This is a genomic window from Salmonella sp. SAL04202 (genome assembly GCF_046550775.1).
GTDB lineage: Bacteria > Pseudomonadota > Gammaproteobacteria > Enterobacterales > Enterobacteriaceae > Salmonella > Salmonella enterica.
Map to the genome: position 1 here is coordinate 471,512 of NZ_JBGDXK010000001.1, position 20,087 is coordinate 491,598.

At 52.6% G+C, this 20,087-nt stretch carries 17 protein-coding genes, 5 tRNA genes and 1 other RNA gene; all 23 read left to right on the forward strand.

What is annotated here, in order from left to right:
• The first annotated feature begins 303 nt into the window (after positions 1 to 303).
• Entirely contained in the window at positions 304 to 3,105 is a 2,802-nt protein-coding gene (gene sucA / locus ACLJQJ_RS02310) for a 2-oxoglutarate dehydrogenase E1 component (RefSeq protein WP_001181500.1), read from the forward strand.
• 14 nt (positions 3,106 to 3,119) lie between these two features.
• Positions 3,120 to 4,328 carry a 2-oxoglutarate dehydrogenase complex dihydrolipoyllysine-residue succinyltransferase gene (odhB, locus tag ACLJQJ_RS02315; RefSeq protein ID WP_000099858.1) on the forward strand — a complete coding sequence of 403 codons (1,209 nt, stop codon included), beginning with the start codon at positions 3,120 to 3,122 and terminating at the stop codon, positions 4,326 to 4,328.
• A 141-nt stretch (positions 4,329 to 4,469) separates the two neighbouring features.
• The gene (sucC, locus tag ACLJQJ_RS02320) at positions 4,470 to 5,636 is read left to right on the forward strand and encodes an ADP-forming succinate--CoA ligase subunit beta (RefSeq protein ID WP_001048590.1); all 1,167 of its coding nucleotides are present in this window, start codon (positions 4,470 to 4,472) and stop codon (positions 5,634 to 5,636) included.
• Positions 5,636 to 6,505, forward strand: coding sequence for a succinate--CoA ligase subunit alpha (gene sucD, locus ACLJQJ_RS02325; RefSeq protein WP_000114631.1), 870 nt, complete (start codon positions 5,636 to 5,638; stop codon positions 6,503 to 6,505). The genes sucC and sucD overlap by 1 nt, the downstream gene beginning before the upstream one ends.
• A gap of 1,582 nt (positions 6,506 to 8,087) precedes the next feature.
• Positions 8,088 to 9,656, forward strand: coding sequence for a cytochrome ubiquinol oxidase subunit I (gene cydA, locus ACLJQJ_RS02330; protein ID WP_000884369.1), 1,569 nt, complete (start codon positions 8,088 to 8,090; stop codon positions 9,654 to 9,656).
• Between the two features lie 15 nt (positions 9,657 to 9,671).
• A complete protein-coding gene (gene cydB / locus ACLJQJ_RS02335) occupies positions 9,672 to 10,811 on the forward strand; it encodes a cytochrome d ubiquinol oxidase subunit II (protein WP_000568258.1) in 1,140 nt (379 codons plus the stop codon).
• 14 nt (positions 10,812 to 10,825) lie between these two features.
• Complete coding sequence (cydX, locus tag ACLJQJ_RS02340) at positions 10,826 to 10,939, forward strand: cytochrome bd-I oxidase subunit CydX (protein ID WP_000270278.1); 114 nt, start codon at positions 10,826 to 10,828, stop codon at positions 10,937 to 10,939.
• A 136-nt stretch (positions 10,940 to 11,075) separates the two neighbouring features.
• Positions 11,076 to 11,357 (forward strand): cyd operon protein YbgE, encoded by a 282-nt coding sequence (gene ybgE, locus ACLJQJ_RS02345; RefSeq protein WP_000875305.1) that lies wholly within the window; start codon positions 11,076 to 11,078, stop codon positions 11,355 to 11,357.
• Positions 11,358 to 11,585: 228 nt separating this feature from the next.
• Positions 11,586 to 11,990, forward strand: a complete 405-nt coding sequence (gene ybgC / locus ACLJQJ_RS02350; protein WP_001046240.1) for a tol-pal system-associated acyl-CoA thioesterase — start codon at positions 11,586 to 11,588, stop codon at positions 11,988 to 11,990.
• Positions 11,987 to 12,679 carry a Tol-Pal system protein TolQ gene (gene tolQ / locus ACLJQJ_RS02355; protein WP_000131318.1) on the forward strand — a complete coding sequence of 231 codons (693 nt, stop codon included), beginning with the start codon at positions 11,987 to 11,989 and terminating at the stop codon, positions 12,677 to 12,679. The genes ybgC and tolQ overlap by 4 nt, the downstream gene beginning before the upstream one ends.
• A gap of 3 nt (positions 12,680 to 12,682) precedes the next feature.
• Positions 12,683 to 13,111 (forward strand): colicin uptake protein TolR, encoded by a 429-nt coding sequence (gene tolR / locus ACLJQJ_RS02360; protein ID WP_000124676.1) that lies wholly within the window; start codon positions 12,683 to 12,685, stop codon positions 13,109 to 13,111.
• A 64-nt stretch (positions 13,112 to 13,175) separates the two neighbouring features.
• Positions 13,176 to 14,354: a cell envelope integrity protein TolA gene (tolA, locus tag ACLJQJ_RS02365; protein ID WP_000030589.1), complete on the forward strand. Its 1,179-nt coding sequence runs from the start codon at positions 13,176 to 13,178 to the stop codon at positions 14,352 to 14,354.
• 123 nt (positions 14,355 to 14,477) lie between these two features.
• Positions 14,478 to 15,770 (forward strand): Tol-Pal system beta propeller repeat protein TolB, encoded by a 1,293-nt coding sequence (tolB, locus tag ACLJQJ_RS02370; RefSeq protein WP_001562341.1) that lies wholly within the window; start codon positions 14,478 to 14,480, stop codon positions 15,768 to 15,770.
• Positions 15,771 to 15,804: 34 nt separating this feature from the next.
• A complete protein-coding gene (gene pal, locus ACLJQJ_RS02375) occupies positions 15,805 to 16,329 on the forward strand; it encodes a peptidoglycan-associated lipoprotein Pal (protein WP_001176621.1) in 525 nt (174 codons plus the stop codon).
• 9 nt (positions 16,330 to 16,338) lie between these two features.
• Complete coding sequence (gene cpoB, locus ACLJQJ_RS02380; RefSeq protein WP_000097551.1) at positions 16,339 to 17,127, forward strand: cell division protein CpoB; 789 nt, start codon at positions 16,339 to 16,341, stop codon at positions 17,125 to 17,127.
• A gap of 164 nt (positions 17,128 to 17,291) precedes the next feature.
• Positions 17,292 to 17,367, forward strand: a tRNA-Lys gene (locus tag ACLJQJ_RS02385).
• A 136-nt stretch (positions 17,368 to 17,503) separates the two neighbouring features.
• A tRNA-Val gene (locus tag ACLJQJ_RS02390) sits at positions 17,504 to 17,579 on the forward strand.
• A gap of 3 nt (positions 17,580 to 17,582) precedes the next feature.
• Positions 17,583 to 17,658 (forward strand) — tRNA-Lys (locus ACLJQJ_RS02395).
• A 142-nt stretch (positions 17,659 to 17,800) separates the two neighbouring features.
• A tRNA-Lys gene (locus ACLJQJ_RS02400) sits at positions 17,801 to 17,876 on the forward strand.
• Positions 17,877 to 18,010: 134 nt separating this feature from the next.
• Positions 18,011 to 18,086: transfer RNA gene (locus ACLJQJ_RS02405), tRNA-Lys, on the forward strand.
• A 29-nt stretch (positions 18,087 to 18,115) separates the two neighbouring features.
• Positions 18,116 to 18,243: non-coding RNA, RtT sRNA (locus tag ACLJQJ_RS02410), on the forward strand.
• A gap of 150 nt (positions 18,244 to 18,393) precedes the next feature.
• Entirely contained in the window at positions 18,394 to 18,861 is a 468-nt protein-coding gene (locus ACLJQJ_RS02415; protein ID WP_063808903.1) for a DUF5680 domain-containing protein, read from the forward strand.
• Positions 18,862 to 19,034: 173 nt separating this feature from the next.
• A complete protein-coding gene (gene nadA, locus ACLJQJ_RS02420; protein ID WP_000115343.1) occupies positions 19,035 to 20,078 on the forward strand; it encodes a quinolinate synthase NadA in 1,044 nt (347 codons plus the stop codon).
• Positions 20,079 to 20,087: the final 9 nt, after the last annotated feature.

The window sequence follows — 20,087 nt, forward strand, 5'->3', positions numbered from 1 at the left end:
GGTCGCAACGCAGTCGTAGCCTGAACAGCGAAGATTATTAGACAGTTTTTAAAGGTTCCTTAGCGGACGCAGATGACACGACAGTCCGCAACAAGTGAACCCCGGCACGCATACAGCGTATGCGTGGTTAGTATCCACGGCGAAATACTCGTCATAGTTCACGTTGCATGTGCGTTGGCTGCACTTGCTCACCCCGGTCACTTACTGGATGTAAGCTCCCAGGGATTCGCAAGCTTGCCGCCTTCCTGAAACGTGACCTATTTAGAGTATTAAATAAGCAGAAAAGATGCTTAAGGGATCACGATGCAGAACAGCGCTTTGAAAGCCTGGTTGGACTCTTCTTACCTCTCTGGTTCGAATCAGAGCTGGATAGAACAGCTCTATGAAGACTTCTTAACCGATCCTGACTCGGTAGACGCTAACTGGCGTTTGACGTTCCAGCAGTTACCTGGTACCGGAGTCAAACCGGATCAACTCCATTCAAAAACACGTGAATATTTCCGGCGGCAGGCGTTGGCTGGCTCACGTCACTCTTCTACGATTTCCGACCCTGACACCAATGTGAAGCAGGTTAAAGTCCTGCAGCTTATCAACGCTTATCGTTTCCGTGGCCATCAACATGCAAACCTCGATCCGCTGGGACTGTGGAAGCAAGAACGCGTGGCGGATCTGGATCCTTCTTTCCATGATTTGACCGAGGCCGATTTCCAGGAAACCTTCAATGTCGGCTCCTTTGCCAGCGGCAAAGAGACGATGAAGCTGGGCGAGCTGCTCGACGCGCTCAAACAGACCTACTGCGGCCCGATTGGCGCTGAGTATATGCACATCACCAGCACCGAAGAGAAACGCTGGATCCAACAGCGCATCGAATCCGGTCGTGCGGCCTTTAGCGCTGACGAGAAAAAACGCTTCCTGAACGAACTGACCGCCGCTGAAGGGCTGGAACGTTATCTGGGCGCCAAATTCCCGGGTGCGAAACGTTTCTCGCTTGAGGGGGGAGATGCGCTGATACCCATGCTGAAAGAGATGGTTCGCCATGCGGGTAACAGCGGCACTCGCGAAGTGGTGCTGGGGATGGCGCACCGTGGTCGCCTGAACGTGCTGATCAACGTACTGGGTAAAAAACCGCAGGATCTGTTCGACGAATTTGCCGGTAAGCATAAAGAACATCTGGGTACCGGCGACGTGAAGTATCACATGGGCTTCTCGTCAGATATCGAAACCGAAGGCGGTCTGGTTCACCTGGCGCTGGCGTTTAACCCATCGCATCTGGAAATTGTGAGCCCGGTGGTGATGGGCTCCGTGCGCGCCCGTCTGGACAGACTGGACGAACCGAGCAGCAACAAAGTGTTGCCGATCACTATTCACGGCGACGCCGCGGTGACCGGCCAGGGCGTGGTTCAGGAAACCCTGAACATGTCGAAAGCGCGCGGTTACGAAGTGGGCGGTACGGTACGTATTGTTATCAACAACCAGGTGGGCTTCACCACCTCTAACCCACTGGATGCGCGTTCAACGCCTTACTGCACCGATATCGGTAAAATGGTCCAGGCACCGATTTTCCACGTCAACGCGGACGATCCGGAAGCCGTCGCTTTTGTGACCCGTCTGGCGCTGGACTTCCGTAATACCTTTAAACGCGATGTCTTTATCGATCTGGTGTGCTACCGCCGTCACGGCCACAACGAAGCCGACGAGCCAAGCGCAACCCAGCCGCTGATGTACCAGAAAATCAAAAAGCATCCGACGCCGCGTAAAATCTACGCCGACAAACTGGAAGCTGATAAGGTCGCAACGCTGGAAGATGCCACTGAAATGGTCAACCTCTATCGCGATGCGCTGGATGCAGGCGAATGCGTGGTGAAAGAGTGGCGTCCGATGAATATGCACTCGTTCACCTGGTCGCCGTATCTAAACCACGAATGGGATGAAGCATACCCGAACAAGGTAGAAATGAAGCGCCTGCAGGAACTGGCAAAACGTATCAGCACCGTGCCGGAAGCCATTGAAATGCAGTCTCGCGTGGCGAAAATTTATGGCGACCGTCAGGCAATGGCGGCAGGCGAGAAATTGTTTGACTGGGGCGGCGCGGAAAATCTGGCTTACGCCACGCTGGTCGATGAAGGCATTCCGGTGCGCCTGTCCGGGGAAGACTCTGGTCGCGGCACCTTCTTCCATCGTCATGCGGTGATCCACAACCAGACGAACGGCTCAACGTATACGCCGTTGCAGCATATTCACAGCGGTCAGGGACAGTTTAAAGTCTGGGACTCCGTGCTGTCTGAAGAAGCGGTGCTGGCTTTTGAATACGGTTATGCCACGGCGGAACCACGTACCCTGACTATCTGGGAAGCGCAGTTTGGCGATTTTGCCAACGGCGCGCAGGTGGTGATTGACCAGTTCATCTCCTCCGGCGAGCAGAAATGGGGCCGGATGTGCGGTCTGGTGATGCTGTTGCCGCACGGCTATGAAGGGCAGGGCCCGGAGCACTCCTCCGCGCGTCTGGAACGTTATCTGCAACTTTGCGCCGAGCAGAATATGCAGGTTTGCGTGCCGTCCACCCCGGCGCAGGTCTACCATATGCTGCGCCGTCAGGCGCTGCGCGGGATGCGTCGTCCGCTGGTGGTGATGTCGCCGAAATCGCTGCTGCGTCACCCGCTGGCGGTTTCCACGCTTGATGAACTGGCGAACGGTTCCTTCCAGCCGGCCATTGGCGAAATTGACGAGCTGGACCCTAAAGCCGTAAAACGCGTGGTAATGTGTTCTGGTAAGGTTTATTACGACCTGCTGGAACAACGTCGCAAAAACGACCAGAAAGATGTCGCTATCGTGCGCATCGAACAGCTCTATCCGTTCCCGCATAAAGCGGTGCAGGAAGCGCTGCAACCATACGCTCACGTCCATGATTTTGTCTGGTGCCAGGAAGAGCCGCTCAACCAGGGCGCATGGTACTGCAGCCAGCATCATTTCCGTGAAGTGATTCCGTTTGGGGCCGCTCTGCGTTATGCAGGTCGCCCGGCCTCCGCCTCTCCGGCGGTAGGGTATATGTCCGTTCACCAGAAACAGCAACAAGATCTGGTTAATGACGCGCTGAACGTCGATTAAATAAAGGATAAATAATGAGTAGCGTAGATATTCTTGTTCCCGACCTGCCTGAGTCCGTAGCGGACGCGACCGTCGCCACCTGGCATAAAAAACCGGGCGATGCGGTTGTTCGTGACGAAGTGCTGGTAGAAATCGAAACTGACAAAGTGGTACTGGAAGTACCGGCATCAGCGGACGGCATTCTGGATGCGGTTCTGGAAGAAGAGGGGACGACTGTCACCTCTCGCCAGATCCTGGGTCGCCTGCGTGAAGGCAACAGCGCGGGTAAAGAGACCAGCGCGAAATCTGAAGAGAAAGCGTCTACGCCGGCACAGCGCCAGCAGGCGTCGCTGGAAGAACAAAACAACGATGCGCTCAGCCCGGCGATCCGTCGCCTGCTGGCTGAACACAATCTGGAAGCCAGCGCCATTAAAGGCACTGGTGTGGGTGGGCGTCTGACCCGTGAAGATGTGGAAAAACATCTGGCGAAAGGCGAGTCTAAAGCACCCGCTGTTGAACCTGCAGCACAACCCGCTCTGGGCGCGCGCGGCGAAAAACGCGTGCCAATGACCCGCCTGCGTAAGCGCGTGGCCGAGCGTCTGCTGGAAGCGAAAAATTCCACCGCCATGCTGACGACCTTCAATGAAGTCAACATGAAGCCGATTATGGATTTGCGTAAGCAGTATGGCGAAGTGTTTGAAAAACGTCATGGTATCCGCCTGGGCTTTATGTCCTTCTACGTGAAAGCGGTAGTGGAAGCGCTGAAGCGTTATCCGGAAGTAAACGCCTCTATCGACGGCGATGACGTGGTGTATCACAACTACTTTGATGTGAGCATGGCGGTGTCTACGCCGCGCGGCCTGGTCACGCCGGTCCTGCGTGACGTGGATACGCTGGGCATGGCTGACATCGAGAAAAAAATTAAAGAACTGGCTGTCAAAGGCCGCGACGGCAAGCTGACCGTAGAAGACCTGACCGGTGGTAACTTTACCATTACCAACGGCGGCGTATTCGGTTCGCTGATGTCTACCCCGATCATCAACCCGCCGCAGAGCGCGATTCTGGGAATGCATGCTATTAAAGACAGGCCGATGGCGGTGGATGGCAAGGTGGAAATCCTGCCGATGATGTACCTGGCGCTCTCTTACGATCATCGCCTGATCGATGGTCGCGAATCCGTGGGCTTCCTGGTTACCATCAAAGAGTTGCTGGAAGATCCGACCCGTCTGCTGTTGGACGTGTAGTCAGCAAGAGCATCACCTGCTACCTGTAGGCCGGATAAGGCGTTCACGCCGCCATCCGGCGATGGTGTAATGCCTGATGGCGCGCAGCTTTCAGGCCTACAGGTCTAAAGATAACGATTACCTGAAGGATGGACAGAACACATGAACTTACATGAATATCAGGCAAAACAACTTTTTGCCCGCTATGGCTTACCGGCGCCGGTGGGTTATGCCTGTACTACTCCGCGTGAAGCCGAAGAAGCCGCGTCTAAAATCGGTGCCGGCCCGTGGGTAGTGAAATGTCAGGTTCACGCTGGCGGCCGCGGCAAAGCGGGCGGTGTGAAGGTAGTAAAAAGCAAAGAAGAGATTCGCGCCTTTGCGGAAAACTGGCTGGGCAAACGTCTGGTGACCTATCAAACAGACGCTAATGGCCAACCGGTAAACCAGATTCTGGTTGAAGCGGCGACCGACATCGGCAAAGAACTGTACCTCGGCGCGGTGGTTGACCGTAGTTCTCGTCGCGTGGTCTTTATGGCGTCTACCGAAGGCGGCGTAGAGATCGAAAAAGTCGCGGAGGAAACCCCGCATCTGATCCATAAAGTCGCGCTCGATCCGCTGACCGGCCCGATGCCGTATCAGGGACGGGAACTGGCGTTCAAATTGGGTCTGGAAGGTAAACTGGTGCAGCAGTTCACCAAAATCTTTATGGGCCTGGCAACCATTTTCCTTGAGCGCGACCTGGCGCTAATCGAAATTAATCCGCTGGTGATCACTAAGCAGGGCGATCTGATTTGCCTCGACGGCAAGCTGGGCGCTGACGGCAACGCGCTGTTCCGCCAGCCGGATCTGCGCGAAATGCGCGACCAGTCTCAGGAAGACCCGCGTGAAGCGCAGGCGGCACAGTGGGAACTGAACTACGTCGCGCTGGACGGCAACATCGGTTGCATGGTGAACGGCGCGGGCCTGGCGATGGGCACCATGGACATCGTTAAGCTGCATGGCGGCGAACCGGCTAACTTCCTTGACGTAGGCGGCGGCGCAACCAAAGAGCGCGTCACTGAAGCGTTTAAAATTATCCTCTCGGATGACAACGTGAAAGCGGTTCTGGTTAACATCTTCGGCGGTATCGTCCGTTGTGACCTGATTGCCGACGGTATCATCGGCGCGGTGGAAGAAGTGGGCGTGAATGTTCCGGTGGTGGTGCGTCTGGAAGGCAACAACGCCGAACTCGGCGCGAAGAAACTGGCTGACAGTGGCCTGAATATTATTGCAGCGAAAAGTCTGACGGATGCAGCTCAGCAGGTTGTTGCCGCAGTGGAGGGGAAATAATGTCCGTTTTAATTAATAAAGATACCAAGGTTATCTGCCAGGGCTTCACCGGTAGCCAGGGGACTTTCCACTCCGAACAGGCGATTGCTTACGGTACGCAAATGGTCGGCGGCGTAACGCCGGGCAAAGGCGGCACTACGCATCTGGGTCTGCCGGTGTTCAACACCGTGCGCGAAGCGGTAGAAGCTACCGGTGCGACTGCATCCGTTATCTACGTCCCGGCGCCGTTCTGCAAAGACTCCATTCTGGAAGCGATCGACGCAGGCATCAAACTGATTATCACCATCACCGAAGGTATTCCGACGCTGGATATGCTGACCGTGAAAGTGAAGCTGGACGAAGCAGGCGTACGCATGATCGGCCCGAACTGCCCAGGTGTGATCACCCCGGGCGAATGCAAAATCGGCATCATGCCGGGTCACATTCATAAGCCGGGTAAAGTGGGTATCGTTTCCCGTTCCGGCACGCTGACCTACGAAGCGGTTAAGCAGACCACCGACTACGGTTTCGGCCAGTCCACCTGCGTGGGTATCGGCGGCGACCCGATTCCGGGCTCTAACTTCATCGACATCCTGAAACTGTTCCAGGAAGATCCGCAGACTGAAGCGATCGTGATGATCGGTGAGATCGGCGGTAGCGCAGAAGAAGAAGCGGCGGCTTACATTAAAGATCACGTGACCAAGCCGGTTGTTGGCTATATCGCGGGCGTTACCGCGCCGAAAGGCAAGCGTATGGGCCACGCTGGCGCCATCATTGCCGGTGGTAAAGGCACTGCGGATGAAAAATTCGCCGCGCTGGAAGCCGCGGGCGTGAAAACCGTTCGCAGCCTGGCCGATATCGGCGAAGCGCTGAAAGCAATTATAAAATAAAACTCGCTGTTCCTGCGGGAACAGATAAATGTCCGTTTTCGACATGGTTGGCCACCTTTACGGTGGCCTTTTTTATGGCTTTATTGTTTGTGGCAAAGTACGGGTGAAGCATCCGGGATATAAAATTATTGGCTTTGTAAATATTGAGCTATAGGAAAATGATGCCTCAGTAAAAAAACATGGTGGAGTCTAAAAATAATTGATAATAACCGTCTGGCAGCGGCAGTAAATTTACTCAGTTTGCCGGTTAACTCTTTTTCAGCAAATATAGATGCTGTCTTAGTGAAAGACCTGCCGACCTCACTGGAGACGGATTATGCGCTTTTCTCCATGAAAAAAACGCATTGCAGCATTACACTATGTTGACGCTAACCTCTATAGTAAATTGACGCTTGACTCTGTGGCCGCGCATGTTTGCCTGAGCGCGAACTACACGTCTCCTCAGATGTATCGCGCTTACACAGACTGCTTGTTTAATGGCAGAATAAAACAGCTATTTTAATCATAAGAGTACCAGCATTATTTCCCTGAAGTATTAAAGATATCGTTTAATAAATCATATGAACTTTTGCTGGTTAAAAGAGGTTAACTTTAAAAATTATTAAGAACTTATTGACACTATTCGTTCGTGATTAATCATGTTTAAAGGGTATTTATGGCTGCGAATAAACAGAATTATCACTATGAGTGACGTAGAAATTGAGGGTAAATCTGTGAAGGTGATAACAGAATCTTCACTATAATAATTATAGAGAGGCAAATACGGTGTTATTGAAATAAAGAAAAATTAGCGAATAAAATGTTTGTTTCTGGCTATCTGGAAAGCTTATTAGCGATAATTAAGACGATAACCTGGCAAGATGATCCTGGCCGTTAGTCGTCGGGAAAGGGAAGTTGGGACAGGGTAATCCCGGTGGGATGATGGCGCGTGTGCAATGAGATAGTTTCTTTGCGGTGTTAATTATAAGTAAAATAAAAATAGACTAAATGTATAAAATAATAAGTGTTGATAATCTGCAGAAAAAATCTGTGAGCTATTTAGCAATAATTGAACATCAATGTGGAATGTTTTTTACGGGATGCGGGGCAGTAAAAAACGCACAAAATGTTTAGCCTTATCGAATAAGCCTCTTTTTACAGGGGGTTTGAAGTTACTCTTTGCAAAAACAAAAAGTTAACAAAAAATTCACCATGCATTCAATGAATAAACATTATTAACATTAACTTCAAAAATTGATTTTAATCAATATTTAAATGTTGGAAAAGAGCATCAAAACTGGTTAAATTGTCCGTGATCAAATTCCCTGAAAAGCGATAGATTAGCCATAAATTGATCGCTGTCGAAAAAAGCAAATCTGACCCACTAAAAACCTGTTTATTGTAAGGGTTTTACGGCGTAATATATTTGCGGGATCAATTTGGGTTTTTTATTAACATGTTTGTAACCTTTCATCATTACTGTTTCCTTCCCGAGGGGATAGTACGATGGAAGGCCGCAAATAAATTTGTATTGGGGCATGCGTGTGACCCTTTCTAACGGGGTTCACTCTCGGAGTCTTCATGCGATGAGCAAGGAGTCATGATGTTAGATATAGTCGAACTGTCGCGCTTACAGTTTGCCTTGACCGCGATGTACCACTTCCTGTTTGTGCCGCTAACGCTCGGTATGGCGTTCCTGCTGGCCATTATGGAAACGGTATACGTCCTTTCCGGCAAACAGATTTATAAAGATATGACCAAGTTCTGGGGCAAGTTGTTTGGTATCAACTTTGCTCTGGGTGTGGCTACCGGTTTGACCATGGAGTTCCAGTTCGGGACAAACTGGTCGTACTACTCCCACTATGTTGGGGATATCTTCGGTGCGCCGCTGGCCATCGAAGGTTTGATGGCCTTCTTCCTCGAATCCACCTTTGTAGGTCTGTTCTTCTTCGGCTGGGATCGTCTGAGTAAAGTTCAGCATATGTGCGTCACCTGGCTGGTGGCTCTGGGGTCCAACCTCTCCGCGTTGTGGATTCTGGTAGCGAACGGCTGGATGCAAAACCCAATCGCTGCGGATTTCAATTTCGAAACCATGCGTATGGAAATGGTGAGCTTCTCTGAACTGGTGCTGAACCCGGTAGCACAGGTGAAATTTGTTCACACTGTGGCGTCCGGCTATGTCACCGGCGCGATGTTCATCCTCGGTATCAGCGCTTACTACATGCTGAAAGGTCGTGACTTCGCCTTTGCTAAACGCTCCTTTGCTATTGCTGCCAGCTTCGGTATGGCTGCCGTACTGTCCGTTATCGTACTCGGTGACGAATCCGGTTACGAAATGGGCGATGTGCAGAAAACCAAGCTCGCTGCGATTGAAGCAGAATGGGAAACGCAACCTGCTCCGGCCTCCTTTACCCTGTTCGGTATTCCTGACCAGGACAAACAGGAAAACCATCTGGCGATTCAGATCCCTTATGCGCTCGGCATTATCGCTACGCGTTCCGTGGACACGCCGGTTATTGGTCTGAAAGATCTCATGGTTCAGCATGAAGAGCGTATCCGTAACGGGATGAAAGCCTATGAACTGCTGGAGCAGCTGCGCGCCGGTTCTACCGACCAGGCCGTTCGCGACCAGTTTAACAGCATGAAGAAAGATCTCGGTTACGGCCTGCTGCTGAAACGCTATACGCCTAATGTGACTGACGCGACCGAAGCGCAGATCCAGCAAGCGACGAAAGATTCCATTCCTCGCGTTGCGCCGCTGTACTTCGCTTTCCGTATCATGGTGGCGTGCGGCTTCCTGCTGCTGGCGATCATCGCACTTTCCTTCTGGAGCGTGATTCGTAACCGCATCGGTGAGAAAAAATGGCTGCTGCGCGCGGCGCTGTACGGTATTCCACTGCCGTGGATTGCGGTTGAAGCAGGTTGGTTCGTCGCCGAGTATGGTCGTCAGCCGTGGGCGATCGGCGAAGTGTTGCCGACAGCCGTGGCGAACTCATCGCTGACCGTGGGCGATCTGCTGTTCTCCATGTTCCTGATTTGCGGCCTGTATACCCTGTTCCTGGTGGCAGAATTGTTCCTGATGTTCAAATTTGCACGCCTTGGCCCAAGCAGCCTGAAAACCGGTCGCTATCACTTTGAGCAGTCCACCGTGACTTCTCAGCCGGCACGCTAAGACAGGAGTCGTCAAATGATCGATTATGAAGTACTACGTTTTATCTGGTGGCTGCTGGTTGGCATTTTGCTAATTGGTTTCGCTGTCACCGATGGATTCGACATGGGGGTGGGGATGCTCACCCGTTTCCTCGGTCGTAACGACACCGAACGTCGAATTATGATTAACTCTATCGCCCCGCACTGGGACGGTAACCAGGTGTGGTTGATCACCGCGGGCGGTGCGTTGTTTGCTGCCTGGCCGATGGTTTACGCCGCGGCGTTCTCCGGTTTCTATGTAGCGATGATCCTGGTGCTGGCGTCTTTGTTCTTCCGTCCGGTCGGTTTTGATTACCGTTCCAAGATTGAAGACCCGCGCTGGCGCAACATGTGGGACTGGGGCGTGTTCATCGGTAGCTTTGTGCCGCCGCTGGTGATTGGCGTGGCCTTTGGCAACCTGTTGCAGGGCGTACCGTTCCACGTGGATGAGTATCTGCGTCTGTACTACACCGGTAACTTCTTCCAGTTGCTGAACCCGTTTGGTCTGCTGGCGGGTATCGTAAGCGTTGGGATGATCATCACGCAGGGGGCGACTTACCTGCAAATGCGCACCGTTGGCGAACTGCACCTGCGCGCGCGCGCCACCTCGCAGATTGCGGCGCTGGTGACATTAGTGTGCTTTGCGCTGGCGGGCGTTTGGGTAATGTATGGTATTGATGGTTATGTCGTGACATCCGCGATTGACCATCATGCCGCCTCTAACCCGCTGACTAAAGAAGTGGCGCGTGAAGCTGGCGCCTGGCTGGTGAACTTTAATAATGCTCCGATCCTGTGGTTGGTTCCGGCTCTGGGCGTGGTTCTGCCGCTGCTGACTATCCTGACTTCCCGTATGGAGAAAGGCGCGTGGGCATTCCTGTTCTCTTCGCTGACCTTGGCCTGCATTATTCTGACGGCGGGTATCGCTATGTTCCCATTTGTGATGCCGTCCAGCACGATGATGAATGCCAGCCTGACCATGTGGGATGCGACATCCAGCCAGATGACGCTGAACCTGATGACCTGGGTTGCGGCGGTGTTCGTACCGATCATTCTGATCTACACCAGCTGGTGTTACTGGAAAATGTTCGGTCGTATCACTAAAGAACATATTGAAAGCAACACCCACTCTCTGTACTAAGTAAGGAGCTTAAAATGTGGTATTTCGCATGGATTCTGGGAACGCTTCTTGCCTGTGCATTCGGGATCATTACCGCCCTGGCGCTTGAGCACGTTGAAGCGGGTAAAACCGGTCAAGAAGAAAGCTAATGACCCATATTGTCGCTATGCAATATACAAAATCATTTAAGTTGCATCGCGGCGGCAAGGCTGCGAATCCCCAGGAGCTTACATCAGTAAGTGACTGGGGTGTGCAGCCGCAGCCAACAAAGAGGCAGCTTAGAGGATGAAGTATATTTATGCGGTAATGGACAAGCGCCCCTTAAGGGCGCTTTCCTTCGTGATGGCGATAGTGCTGGCAGGATGTATGTTCTGGGACCCGTCACGGTTTGCCGCCAGGACCAGCACGCTTGAAATCTGGCACGGATTATTGCTGATGTGGGCGGTTTGCGCAGGCATAATCCACGGCGTGGGTTTTCGCCCTGAATCCGTACACTGGCAAGGAATTTTTTGTCCGCTCCTTGCGGATATCGTCCTTATCGTCGGCCTGATTTTCTTCTTCTTGTGAATAAGAAACCTCCTTAAAAATATAGGGGCTTGCATAAGCCCATATATTTTTACTCTCCCTTAACTTCCCCCCATTCCCAAGCCTCATTCCCACGCGTATAGTAGCAACGTTTAAAAGCTCTACTTTTGTTGCATTACCGGGATGTAAAGTGAATACAAGGCGATATACAACGGCATTCTTGAGGCATTACGGCGGCAAGCGGATGACGCCAACAAAGAGGCTGCAGGGATGAATAAGTATATGTTTCGATGGCCAATTCGAGTTTATTACGAAGACACGGACGCCGGCGGTGTGGTTTATCACGCCAGCTATGTCGCTTTTTATGAAAGAGCGCGCACGGAGATGCTGCGTCACCATCACTTCAGCCAACAGGTGCTGCTGGCGGAGCGGGTCGCCTTTGTGGTGCGCAAGATGACGCTGGAATACTATGCGCCTGCGCGGCTCGACGATATGCTTGAAGTTCAAACAGAAATTACGTCAATGCGTGGCACCGCTTTGGTTTTCACGCAACGCATTGTCAACGCAGAGAACACGCTGCTAAATGAAGCAGAGGTTCTGATTGTTTGCGTTGATCCACTCAAAATGAAGCCTCGTGCGCTTCCTAAGTCTATTGTCGCGGAGTTTAAGCAGTGACTGACATGAATATCCTTGATTTGTTCCTGAAGGCAAGCCTTCTGGTTAAACTTATCATGTTGATTTTGATTGGTTTTTCAATAGCATCCTGGGCCATCATTATCCAGCGAACGCGTATCCTGAACGCCGCTGCGCGTGAGGCGGAAGCGTTTGAAGATAAGTTCTGGTCCGGAATCGAACTATCGCGTCTGTACCAGGAAAGCCAGGGGAGACGCGATAGTCTGTCGGGCTCGGAACAAATTTTTTATAGCGGGTTCAAAGAGTTTGTCCGGCTCCATCGCGCCAACAGCCATGCGCCGGAGGCAGTGGTAGAGGGGGCGTCGCGTGCGATGCGCATCTCCATGAACCGAGAGCTGGAAACGCTGGAAACGCATATCCCGTTTCTTGGCACGGTAGGCTCTATCAGTCCTTATATCGGTCTGTTTGGCACCGTATGGGGGATTATGCATGCGTTTATCGCCCTGGGCGCGGTAAAACAGGCGACTCTGCAAATGGTTGCGCCGGGTATTGCCGAAGCATTGATTGCCACGGCGATTGGTCTGTTTGCCGCCATCCCTGCGGTTATGGCTTACAACCGACTGAATCAGCGCGTGAACAAGCTGGAACTGAATTACGACAACTTTATGGAAGAGTTCACCGCGATTCTGCACCGCCAGGCGTTTACCGTAAGCGAAAGCAACAAGGGGTAAGCCATGGCCAGAACGCGTGGACGAGGTCGTCGCGAACTTAAGTCCGAAATCAATATTGTACCGCTGCTCGACGTACTGTTGGTGCTGCTGCTGATCTTTATGGCAACCGCGCCGATCATTACCCAGAGCGTGGAAGTCGACTTGCCGGAGGCGAATCAGTCGCAGGCGGTCAGTAGTAACGACGATCCACCGGTCATTATTGAGGTTTCCGGAGTAGGGCAATACAGCGTAGTGGTTGATAAAGATCGAATGGATCAACTGCCGTCTGAACAGGTGATCGCAGAAGTAAAGCGTCATCTGCAGGCTAATCCGAAAACAGTCTTTTTAATCGGCGGCGCGAAAGAGGTGCCGTACGATGAAATAATTAAAGCGCTGAACTTGTTACACAGCGCGGGCGTAAAATCGGTTGGCTTAATGACGCAGCCAATCTGAAGTCTGCGTCCCGTTGGCTTGAAAGACGGCGAGTAACAGGCGAACAGTTTTTTGGGAACCGAGAGTGTCAAAGGCAACCGAACAAAACGACAAGCTCAAACGGGCGATAATTATTTCAGCCGTGCTGCATATCATCTTATTTGCAGTGCTGATCTGGAGTTCGTTTGATGAGCATATAGAGGCTTCTGCCGGCGGCGGCGGTGGTTCCGCTATCGACGCGGTGATGGTCGATCCTGGCGCCGTTGTGCAGCAGTACAACCGTCAGCAGGATCAACAGGCCAGCGCCAGACGCGCGGAAGAAGAGCGTAAAAAGCTGCAACAGCAGCAAGCAGAGGAGCTGCAGCAGAAGCAGGCTGCTGAACAGGAGCGGTTGAAACAACTTGAGAAAGAACGTTTAGCGGCTCAGGAGCAGCAAAAGCAGGCTGAAGAAGCGGCAAAACTGGCGCAACAGCAGCAGCAACAGGCCGAAGAAGCGGCGAAAGCGGCGGCGGACGCGAAGAAGAAAGCGGAGGCCGAGGCGGCGAAAGCGGCGGCGGACGCGAAGAAGAAAGCAGAGGCCGAGGCGGTAAAAGCGGCAGCGGACGCGAAGAAGAAAGCGGAAGCCGAAGCGGCGAAAGCAGCGGCGGACGCGAAGAAGAAAGCAGAGGCCGAAGCGGCGAAAGCAGCGGCGGAGGCGAAGAAGAAAGCGGAAGCCGAAGCGGCGAAAGCAGCGGCGGAGGCGAAGAAGAAAGCGGATGCCGAGGCGGCGAAAGCGGCGGCGGAGGCGAAGAAGAAAGCGGATGCCGCGGCGGCGAAAGCAGCGGCGGACGCTAAGAAGAAAGCGGCTGCCGAAAAAGCGGCCGCCGCAGAAGGCGTCGACGATCTGCTTGGCGATCTCAGCTCGGGTAAGAATGCGCCGAAAACCGGCGGCGGCGCGAAAGGGAATGGCCAGCCATCGAAAGATAGCGGTACATCGGGCGCTAACGGTGGGGCGACAGGCGCTGATATCAGCGCCTACGCGAAACAGATTCAGGTCGCGATTCAGAGCCGTCTGTATGATGCGAGCCTGTATCAGGGCAAACAATGTGTCTTGCATATTAGCCTGGCGCCGGATGGCTCATTAAAAAGCATTACGTCTGAGGGCGGCGATCCGGCGCTTTGTCAGGCGGCGTTAATGGCGGCAAAAACCGCGAAAATTCCTAAACCGCCAAGCCAGGCTGTTTATGAGAAAATAAAGGATGCCAAACTAGACTTTAAACTGTAGATACTTTTCTTTATGGAAGTTGGAGCGGTTGAGTTGTTACTGGTCCTGGTGGTTTTGTGTATTTGAGTTTGTTAACATTCTGCTAAATTATCGTGGGTCGCAGGCCCAGGTATGGGAGATATGATGAAGCAGGCATTACGAGTAGCATTTGGTTTTCTGATGCTGTGGGCGGCAGTGCTGCACGCAGAAGTCCGTATCGAGATCACCCAGGGGGTGGACTCGGCGCGACCGATTGGCGTTGTGCCTTTTAAATGGGCCGGGCCGGGCGCTGCGCCTGAAGATATCGGCGGCATCGTGGCGGCAGATTTACGCAATAGCGGTAAATTTAATCCGTTAGACCGGTCCCGACTGCCGCAGCAGCCAGCCACCGCTCAGGAAGTTCAGCCTACCGCATGGTCTGCGCTGGGTATTGATGCCGTCGTCGTTGGGCAGGTAACGCCGAATCCGGACGGTTCCTACAATGTTGCTTATCAGCTGGTTGACACTGGCGGCGCGCCGGGGACTGTACTGGCGCAAAACTCTTATAAAGTGAACAAGCAGTGGCTGCGTTATGCAGGCCACACCGCCAGTGACGAAGTCTTTGAAAAACTGACGGGCATTAAGGGCGCGTTCCGTACTCGTATCGCCTATGTGGTACAGACTAACGGCGGTCAGTTCCCGTATGAACTGCGTGTGTCGGATTACGATGGCTACAATCAGTTCGTAGTGCACCGTTCTCCGCAGCCGTTGATGTCTCCGGCGTGGTCTCCGGACGGCTCAAAACTGGCTTACGTGACATTTGAAAGCGGTCGCTCCGCGCTGGTTATCCAGACGCTGGCAAACGGCGCAGTGCGTCAGGTTGCGTCCTTCCCGCGTCACAACGGCGCGCCGGCCTTCTCGCCGGATGGGACGAAACTGGCGTTCGCGTTATCGAAAACCGGAAGTCTGAACCTGTACGTTATGGATCTTGCTTCCGGCCAGATTCGTCAGATAACGGACGGCCGTAGCAACAATACGGAGCCGACCTGGTTCCCGGACAGCCAGACTCTGGCCTTTACTTCTGACCAGGCTGGACGTCCGCAAGTGTATAAAATGAACATTAACGGCGGTGCGGCGCAGCGTATTACCTGGGAAGGTTCGCAAAACCAGGATGCGGATGTCAGCAGCGACGGTAAATTTATGGTAATGGTAAGCTCAAATAACGGGCAGCAGCACATTGCCAAACAAGATCTGGTGACGGGTGGCGTACAGGTTCTGTCGTCAACGTTCCTGGATGAAACGCCAAGTCTGGCACCTAACGGCACGATGGTAATCTACAGCTCTTCTCAGGGGATGGGATCTGTGCTGAATTTGGTTTCTACAGATGGGCGTTTCAAAGCGCGTCTTCCGGCAACTGATGGTCAGGTGAAATCGCCTGCCTGGTCGCCGTATCTGTGATAATAATTAATTGATTACTAAAGGAATTAAAGAAATGCAACTGAACAAAGTGCTGAAGGGCCTGATGATTGCCCTGCCTGTTATGGCAATCGCGGCATGTTCTTCCAACAAGAACGCCAGCAATGACGGTAGCGAAGGCGGCATGCTGAACGGCGCCGGCACTGGTATGGACGCTAACGGCAACGGCAACATGTCATCTGAAGAGCAAGCGCGTCTGCAGATGCAGCAGCTGCAGCAGAACAACATCGTTTACTTCGATCTCGACAAGTACGATATCCGTTCTGACTTCGCGGCAATGCTGGATGCGCACGCTAACTTCCTGCGTAGCAACCCGTCTTACAAAGTTACCGTAGAAGGTCACGCGGACGAACGCGGTACGCCTGAGTACAACATCTCCCTGGGCGAACGTCGTGCGAACGCTGTTAAGATGTATCTGCAGGGTAAAGGCGTTTCCGCTGACCAGATCTCCATCGTTTCTTACGGTAAAGAGAAACCTGCCGTACTGGGCCACGACGAAGCGGCTTACGCTAAGAACCGTCGCGCTGTACTGGTTTACTAAGAGAATTGCATGAGCAGTAACTTCAGACATCACCTGTTGAGTCTGTCGTTACTGGTTGGCATAGCGGCCCCCTGGGCCGCTTTTGCTCAGGCGCCAATCAGTAGTGTCGGCTCAGGCTCGGTCGAAGACCGCGTCACTCAACTTGAGCGTATCTCTAACGCTCACAGCCAGCTTTTAACCCAACTTCAGCAGCAGCTCTCCGATAATCAGTCTGATATCGATTCTTTGCGCGGCCAAATCCAGGAAAATCAGTATCAACTGAATCAGGTGATGGAGCGCCAGAAGCAAATTATGCTGCAGCTGGGGAGTTTAAATAATGGCGGCGCAGCGCAGCCAGCGGCTGGCGACCAGAGCGGGGCGGCAACCGCTGCGACCTCCGCTCCGGATGCCGGTACGGCAACCTCAGGGGCGCCGGTACAAAGTGGCGATGCGAATACCGATTACAATGCGGCAATTGCGCTGGTGCAGGATAAGTCTCGCCAGGATGATGCGATTGTGGCGTTTCAGAACTTCATCAAGAAATACCCTGATTCTACTTATCAGCCGAACGCCAATTATTGGCTGGGCCAGTTGAATTACAACAAGGGTAAAAAAGATGATGCCGCCTATTATTTCGCCTCGGTAGTAAAAAACTATCCTAAGTCGCCGAAGGCTGCGGACGCGATGTACAAAGTTGGCGTTATCATGCAGGACAAAGGTGATACGGCAAAAGCGAAAGCGGTTTATCAGCAGGTGATTAACAAATATCCTGGCACTGATGGCGCGAAACAGGCGCAGAAGCGTCTTAACGCGATGTAATGCGTACCATGCGACCAGAAAACGCCTTTTTTCTGGTCGCGTCGTGCGATTCCTAAGCAGTTGAGCCCTCTGCGTCGAAATTTTTGTTGCGCTCAAATCTGAAATCAGTAATATATGCCGCCGTTGCCACGGGATATTAAACAACTCGAAAGCAACGTAAAAGTGGGTCGTTAGCTCAGTTGGTAGAGCAGTTGACTTTTAATCAATTGGTCGCAGGTTCGAATCCTGCACGACCCACCAATCGTTCGGTGGAAACGAGAATAAAGCGTGAAGGATAACGTTGCGTCAGCAACGGCCCGTAGGGCGAGGCGAAGCCGAGTCATCCTGCACAACCCACCACTAACTTCGGTTAGTCAGTAATATCCAGCGTAGTATCGGGTGATTAGCTCAGCTGGGAGAGCACCTCCCTTACAAGGAGGGGGTCGGCGGTTCGATCCCGTCATCACCCACCACTCGGGTCGTTAGCTCAGTTGGTAGAGCAGTTGACTTTTAATCAATTGGTCGCAGGTTCGAATCCTGCACGACCCACCAATTTAACATCAAACTCAGATGTTGAACGTGAAGGATAACGTTGCGTCAGCAACGGCCCGTAGGGCGAGGCGAAGCCGAGTCATCCTGCACGACCCACCATCTTTAGATGGTCCGAGTAAAATCTTTCAGGCAGCACCCGTATGGGTCGTTAGCTCAGTTGGTAGAGCAGTTGACTTTTAATCAATTGGTCGCAGGTTCGAATCCTGCACGACCCACCAATATACAAGGTGGTAACTGGTAGAGAACGTGAAGGATAACGTTGCTTTAGCAACGGCCCGAAGGGCGAGGCGAAGCCGAGTCATCCTGCACGACCCACCATCCTGAATGATTGAAGCAGTAACCCTTATCCAAGGGGTCGTTAGCTCAGTTGGTAGAGCAGTTGACTTTTAATCAATTGGTCGCAGGTTCGAATCCTGCACGACCCACCAGTGTAAAAAAGCGCCCTAAAGGCGCTTTTTTGCTATCTGCGATATGGAAGATTCGAACCTGCCGCAGGTTCGGGTCGAACGCAGTGAGACAACGGAGCCGTTTACGGCGACGGCCCGTAGGGCGAGGCGAAGCCGAGTCATCCTGCACGACCCACCAATGTAAAAAAGCGCCCTAAAGGCGCTTTTTTGCTATCAGTCATTTATTCCATCCTCTCTCCTGGAGCCAAATAGGTACGATTTCGGCTCTGTTCATTTCACAACACCTGATCAAATATACATGTACACATGGCTGTTGGAGGGAATTCTGATGACAGAAAATTTGCGGCAATTACTTAGTTTTCTTCTGAAGGCGAAACAATGCACCTACGCAAGTTCGGGTGGCATCACAAACAAAGTTTCTCCATTTAACGGAACAAAAATTCTGGAGTATGAAGAAGGTGAGCTGTTTTATCGGGATCTCTATTTTGGTTCCCTGCAGTTCACTGGTCAGGAGGTTATTTACCAAAAGGGGAATTCTGTTTGGTCGATGAGTTATTCCGGTAAGTGTTCCAAAGGAGTTAGCCCCGAAATCATCTATGATTTTTTACGACAGGCACTATCTAAATCGACTTTAGAAGCGCCATTCCGAGGGCCGCTGACTCTTTACGGAGATAATGGTCTTCACTATACCAATCTCTATACAGGCAATATTGATTTTTTTAGCGGGCACGAACAGAGCTGGCAGGACGAAGTTCTCGCCTATCAACTCTATTATTCTGGCGGATGGATAGATTAGGGTAGCGCGGAATCGGTGCGAAGCACCGATTCCGGAAGGGAACAAAAGATTCATCACGACATTTCTCCCACAATCGGCTATCTTGTTTAGCATATAAAACATATTTCCGTGGTAATGGTGAATATACACCTTAAACCGCGCATTCCGTTAAGTCAGTAAAACGAGAAGCCACGATGAGCGTAATGTTTGACCCACAAGCCGCAATCTACCCGTTCCCGCCGAAACCAACGCCGTTGAACGACGACGAAAAGCAATTTTATCGTGAGAAAATCAAGCGGTTGCTCAAAGAGCGCAATGCCGTCATGGTGGCGCACTACTACACCGATCCGGAAATTCAACAGTTGGCAGAAGAAACCGGCGGCTGTATTTCCGACTCGCTGGAAATGGCCCGTTTCGGCGCGAAGCACGCCGCATCCACGCTGCTGGTAGCGGGCGTACGGTTTATGGGGGAAACCGCCAAAATCCTCAGCCCGGAAAAGACCATTCTTATGCCTACCCTGGCGGCGGAATGTTCGCTGGATTTAGGCTGCCCAATAGACGAATTTAGCGCTTTTTGTGATGCGCACCCTGACAGAACCGTAGTGGTCTATGCTAACACCTCGGCTGCTGTTAAAGCGCGTGCGGACTGGGTTGTGACCTCCAGTATCGCCGTAGAACTGATTGAGCATCTGGATAGTTTGGGGGAAAAAATTATCTGGGCGCCGGACAGACACCTGGGGAATTACGTGCAAAAACAGACCGGGGCCGATGTACTGTGCTGGCAAGGAGCGTGTATCGTGCATGACGAGTTTAAAACTCAGGCGTTGACCCGTTTAAAAAAAATCTATCCCGATGCCGCTCTTCTGGTTCACCCTGAATCGCCGCAGTCCATTGTCGAGATGGCCGATGCGGTGGGCTCCACCAGTCAGCTTATTAAGGCGGCAAAAACGCTGCCGCACAGACAGCTTATCGTGGCGACCGATCGCGGCATCTTCTACAAAATGCAGCAGGCGGTGCCTGAAAAAGAGCTGCTTGAAGCGCCCACGGCTGGCGAGGGGGCGACCTGCCGTAGCTGCGCGCACTGTCCGTGGATGGCGATGAATGGCCTGAAAGCCATTGCTGAAGGGCTGGAGCAGGGAGGCGCGGCGCATGAAATACAGGTTGATGCGGCGCTACGCGAAGGCGCATTACTGCCGCTCAACCGGATGCTGGATTTTGCGGCTACACTTCGGGCGTAAAGACGGAAA